This is a genomic window from Pseudoalteromonas sp. ND6B, assembly GCF_000764215.1.
Taxonomy (GTDB): domain Bacteria; phylum Pseudomonadota; class Gammaproteobacteria; order Enterobacterales; family Alteromonadaceae; genus Pseudoalteromonas; species Pseudoalteromonas tetraodonis.
This window is the reverse complement of sequence record NZ_JQFL01000086.1, coordinates 1-5,108: the sequence shown is the minus strand read 5'-3', so window position 1 is coordinate 5,108 and position 5,108 is coordinate 1. Positions and strand designations below refer to the sequence as shown.

The 5,108-nt window shown below is 39.1% G+C and carries 5 protein-coding genes; all 5 read right to left on the bottom strand.

Features of this window, described 5'->3' with window-relative positions:
* Window positions 1–412: 412 nt before the first annotated feature.
* Entirely contained in the window at window positions 413–1,660 is a 1,248-nt protein-coding gene (locus ND6B_RS00685) for a type II toxin-antitoxin system HipA family toxin (RefSeq protein WP_081844663.1), read from the bottom strand.
* Entirely contained in the window at window positions 1,650–1,988 is a 339-nt protein-coding gene (locus tag ND6B_RS00690) for a helix-turn-helix transcriptional regulator (protein WP_008110891.1), read from the bottom strand. Before ND6B_RS00690 ends, ND6B_RS00685 begins: the two co-directional genes overlap by 11 nt.
* A gap of 243 nt (window positions 1,989–2,231) precedes the next feature.
* Window positions 2,232–3,614, bottom strand: a complete 1,383-nt coding sequence (locus tag ND6B_RS00695; protein ID WP_033104361.1) for an MBL fold metallo-hydrolase RNA specificity domain-containing protein — start codon at window positions 3,612–3,614, stop codon at window positions 2,232–2,234.
* A gap of 150 nt (window positions 3,615–3,764) precedes the next feature.
* Window positions 3,765–4,217 (bottom strand): REP-associated tyrosine transposase, encoded by a 453-nt coding sequence (locus ND6B_RS00700; protein WP_033104360.1) that lies wholly within the window; start codon window positions 4,215–4,217, stop codon window positions 3,765–3,767.
* Between the two features lie 156 nt (window positions 4,218–4,373).
* Window positions 4,374–5,108 (bottom strand): IS110 family transposase (locus tag ND6B_RS00705; RefSeq protein WP_033103751.1); only part of this gene is annotated, 735 nt, incomplete at its 5' end.

The window sequence follows — 5,108 nt, the reverse complement described above, 5'->3', positions numbered from 1 at the left end:
GTGATTGGATCTCTCAGCCAACATAAATCAACTTTATCTTTACTGATATCAAAACCAATAAACATCATCTCTACTTACTCCCCTTGTACATACAGCATCAACTTAATCTAAGAGTGCTTGGATACCATTCAGTTTGTTGAGAATTGGAAGCTAGGGCTTAATCTACGGCTCAGTATCAAGTACTGGGCGGGGCTACAAGCTCACTAACTTCCGATGTAATAAATGATAGCTAATCATCTATTACAGAGAGATACAAGGCGGGGCTTTATGCTGCGCAGGTTATTTGAAATGTTGTGAAAGTGCGCGAGGTAAACTCCCGCCTACAGGCATAAAAAAACCTTGTAATGTTAACCGCAAGGTTTTTAAATACCTAAAACCTCGAACCTCGAACCTCGAACCTCGAACCTAATCCCTAGAACCTAAAATCTTCATGAAGGCGTTGCCAATGAGTTTTAAGTTGTTGTTTATGTGCTTTACTCATTGGTAAATTCTTAATCGCATCTGGCCATTGTGTACGCGCTTTATTAATTACATCATCTAAATGAGGTTTTATAGCTCGCCAGGGAATGTCTGCTTTTTTAGACCAGTATTCAAAATGTTTATAAGAGATATCGTACCATGCTTTTGTTTTCGCGAGGTTGAGTGCAAAATGTTGCTCATTTGCAATGTAAACACTGGTTGTAACTATATCATAAGCAGGTGATAGCCTTGGCGTTGTTTGGTCTGAATATAATAAACTCCAATTTTTTAGGTGAGCGTCACCATTAGCTAGCAGAATATTAGCAAGTAAACGTCTTGCTAGCTGTTGCACATCAGCGAGTCCATCCTCTGAAAACTGATATAAGATCCTTGCTATTTGCTCATAGTTTCCTGAATTGTATTTATCGTGTGGGTACTTAACGAGTACTTGTGCAAAATCTTCCATGTGAATTCGTTGATTGCTTTGCCTATCGAATCGCTTTATTGCAAACGCTAGTTTTTCATCAGGTAAATTAATTTGAGGTAAATTATCTAATTGTTCAATATTAACTAGTTTTATATCCGGAATATCCACACCTACCATTGACGCTAAAGTCATGGATGTAAACTCATTAGTAGGTACATCTTTATGTTTAGTTGAGGGGGTTTTTATGATCCAATCACCTAACACATTATCACGTGCTAAATTATATCGGCCGTCTTTTTCTTTCATAGAAAATTTCATTTGGACACCAGCCAAAGAAAATTTATTCTCTTGATTTAACTTGTCAAAATTCACCGCAGTTACTTGGCCATGACTATTAAATAGGCTAATTGGAACATCCTCAGGCTTCATTGGTTCAGCAACTAAAGCACCTGGTAAGTCCATTCCGAGGTACGAAAGGATGTGAAACTCATTATCTACATGAGTTTTAAGGCCTTGAGCTATTAGTTCGCGTAATGAACCTTCTGGTAGTAGGTTTGATAGTATGGGGTGAACGCGTTGGTTTGTTACCCAAGGTTCTGACATCATTTTTTCAGCTCGTGGGAAGTTTGGATGTGTAGTTAAGCTAAATGTTGGCCTCGTTTTATTTAAACGAAAGCTTTCATCGAAGTGGAATATGTTTAAGCCATTTTTACCCCCAGCAAGAAAGCCTACTACATGGCCATGCAGTGTTAACTTTAAAACATTAATTTCCATGTTCATCCTCATCCTCTAGTAATCCTTTCCATGGATCTTCAGATACAGTTATTTTTTGTAGGCTTTGATTAGGCTTTTGGTGTTCGGTTGGTATGTTGCCATCACTGTTTTTGAGGGCTGCTAATACCACACTCATTTTTTCTTTCGGTATTAACATTATTTCACTATTAAGCCCTTGAGCTACTAATGTTAGCGTATCTAATCTGGGATTGCCTTTTGCTTCAAGTCGCTGGTATTGTTGCCTAGAAATACCAATGCGCATGGGCATTTCATTTTGTTTTATTTTTAGAGCAAGACGACGGTTTTTTATTTGCTGTAGAAGGTTCATTCAAGGAAACTAATAAGTTGCTTTTTAAATTTATAGAAACATATTAGTTGCTATTGTTGTTTTTAGCAACTTAAGTGTTGCTATTTTATACTGTACTCGGGTTGCGAGTTACGGGTGACGGGCCTAAAACCTAATAACGACGCGGGGTGAACCCGCTGCTACAGATATTTAAAAACCTTGCGATATTAACCGCAAGGTTTTTTAATTTCTCGAAGCTCGAAGCTCGAAGCTCGAAGCTCGAACCTATCCCTTGCCAATTTCTACCGTCACCTCATCTCCCAATATTTCTCTGTATCTTGCTGAGAGTGCATTTTTAGCGTCATCATCGCCATGGACTATTTTTATATGGCGGGGTTTTTTGCGCATACCGGTTACAAATTTAATGAGACCTGCCTGATCTGCATGCGCGCTGTAACCGCTTATAGTGTGTATTTTGGCGTTAATATTCACCCTAGTATTATTTATCAACACGTAGCCATTTTTTGGTCCGTAGGTTTGTATGTCGCGACCTAATGTTCCGCGCCCTTGGTAACCTACAAATAGTACGTCGGTGGTTTTGTCGGTTAAAAATCGCTCTAAGTAATTAACTATACGCCCGCCGGTGCACATACCGCTTGCTGCTAAAATAATGGCAGGTGTTTGGCGGCTGGTTAAGTAATTTATTAACGCTAAGTGCTCGCTATGGGTGTTTATTGTAGTGAGGTTTTCAAAGTCGAGAGGGTGGCGACCTTTGGCTACTTTTTGTTTGGCTTCTTCATCCCATAAATATTTAAATTTTCGGTACTGCTGAGTAAAGTTAGCTGCCATGGGGGAGTCGAGTATTACTTGTATTGTGCGCCAAGGTGAGTTTTTAGCAGAAGCATGAATTAGCTGTTCAAGTTCGTATAACAGTTCTTGCGTGCGGCCAATACTAAAGGCAGGCACAAGTACTACGCCGTTATCGGCAACGGCGCGTTCAATCACGTTTTTTAAGGTTTGCGTACGTTGTTTACGACCTTGGTGATTTTTATCTCCATAGGTCGACTCTATCACTAAGGTATCGGCTTTATAGGGCGCTTTGGGTGCGGGTAGTAAAGGCGTATAGGGCGCCCCTAAATCACCAGAAAAAACCACTCTATGAATCTTGTTAGCTTTGTGGGGAGGTGTGCTTATGTCTATTTCTACATAAGCGGAGCCTAAAATATGCCCTGCTCGTTGTAGTCGGGCTTTCGCTGTGTGTTCACCTTTGCAAGGAAGCTCAAACCAGGTTTTAAAGTCTACAGCTACAACTTGTTGTTTAAGTAGCCTTAAGCAGGCATCTATTATTTTTTGGTCTCGCGTAACGCCCACTTTTAATGCATCTTCAATGACTAAAGGCAATAAGCTTGCTGATGCAATAGAGGTAAATATAGGACCTTTGAAGCCAGCCATTAATAAATAGGGAATGCGGCCAACATGATCAATATGGCAATGGGTAACTATTAATGCGCGAACAGTGTCTATATTAAATTCAATGCTTAGATCATCTACAGAATCTTCACCCTGGAATAGTCCGCAATCAATTAGAAAAGAGCTTTGGTCGTTTATTATCAGCTGGTGGCATGATCCTGTCACGCCATTGACTGCTCCGTGGTGAAGTATTTTCATGAGGGTCCTTATTGCTTGTTTTGTACAAGGCGGGGCTTTATGCCGCGCATTTTAATCTTTGTAGATAGGCCTAAAGAACTTGCGCGAGGTAAACTCCCGCCTACAAATTTTCAATTGCATTTACAAACTTAGGCCTACGGGTATTATATTTTATTTTAAATAAATACAATCCCAAAATGGGTAATCACCAACGTTATTAACGATATTAGCTCTAAGTGGGTTTGCTACTATATAACGCGCGTAGTTAATTAGGTCTTTTTCATCTCGGATCATATGATCGTAATAATCACTTTGCCAAAGCTTATTAATTTTGTGATGATCTCGGGCAAGTTTGGTGCAACGGCCTTTAAATAGCCTAATTAAGGCGCTTAAATGCATGCTTACTTTTAATTGAAAAATCCAATGTATATGGTCTGGCATTAAGACAAAAGCAATACTTTCACAAGCATCTTCTAATTCAAGTTTCTTAATTTCAAAAATTATTTTTCTATTGAGACCAAGGTCGTTTAATAATTTTTGTCTGTTATTAATGACTAGAGTTACGCAGTAATAGTGATTGGGAATTGAAATACGACCTTTCCTTAGGTTTTGTGATTTTTTCATTTTTATATCTTGTGGTTTTATAGGTAAATATAGCAGGCAATTAATTGGGTTGCTTAATACCTAAATTCTGCGCGAGGTAAACTCCCGCCTACGGGTAGGATTAATATAGAGCTTTATTGTAGATACCATCTCTCTTTATAGGCTTCAAGATCGTATTTAACTTTCTTGGAGCTTAAACGCTTCTTGATTTTTTATTACACCAAAACATATATGAATGAGTTTACGCATATTGGCGCCAATGATTTGCATCGACGTTTTGCCATTATTCAGCAAGGCTATTTTTTGCTGTTGTATCTTATAATTCCACTGCCCAGCGACTACTGCTGCCATATAAAGTTTACTTCTTATTTTTGAGGGCCCTAGCTTGCTCATAGTTGTACGGCCCTTCATTTTCCCAGACTCATGCAGCCGCGGTATTAAGCCACAGTAGGCAGCAGCTTGCTTAGCTCTGCTGAAATTTTTAGCGGCGAATATATACGTCAGCTCTCGAGACATAACAGGCCCAATACCGGGGATTGTTTCTAGTAACGTTCTATTCTTCTTTAAGTCAGGAAAGCTATTTATGTGACTATCAATATCTGACTTAAGTTTTTTTATCTCATCATCTAGAAAGTTAATCGTTTCTTTTAATGATTGAGTGACTCGCTCAGATGTCGCATTAAACTCACTTGCTTCTAATCGATTCTGCTCTCGTTGTTTATTGGACTCCAATGCATCAAGTCGACGCAGTAAGGCTTTAAGCTCTCTAATTTCCTTTGCTTCAGGTTGCCAGAAGTTAACGGTTGATTGCTTAGCATAACCGTAGCTTGCAAGCATTATCGCATCTGACCTATCTGTTTTATGAACAACATTTAGAGCCTCAGCATATTTTTTTGCTTTGCTAGGGTTAGC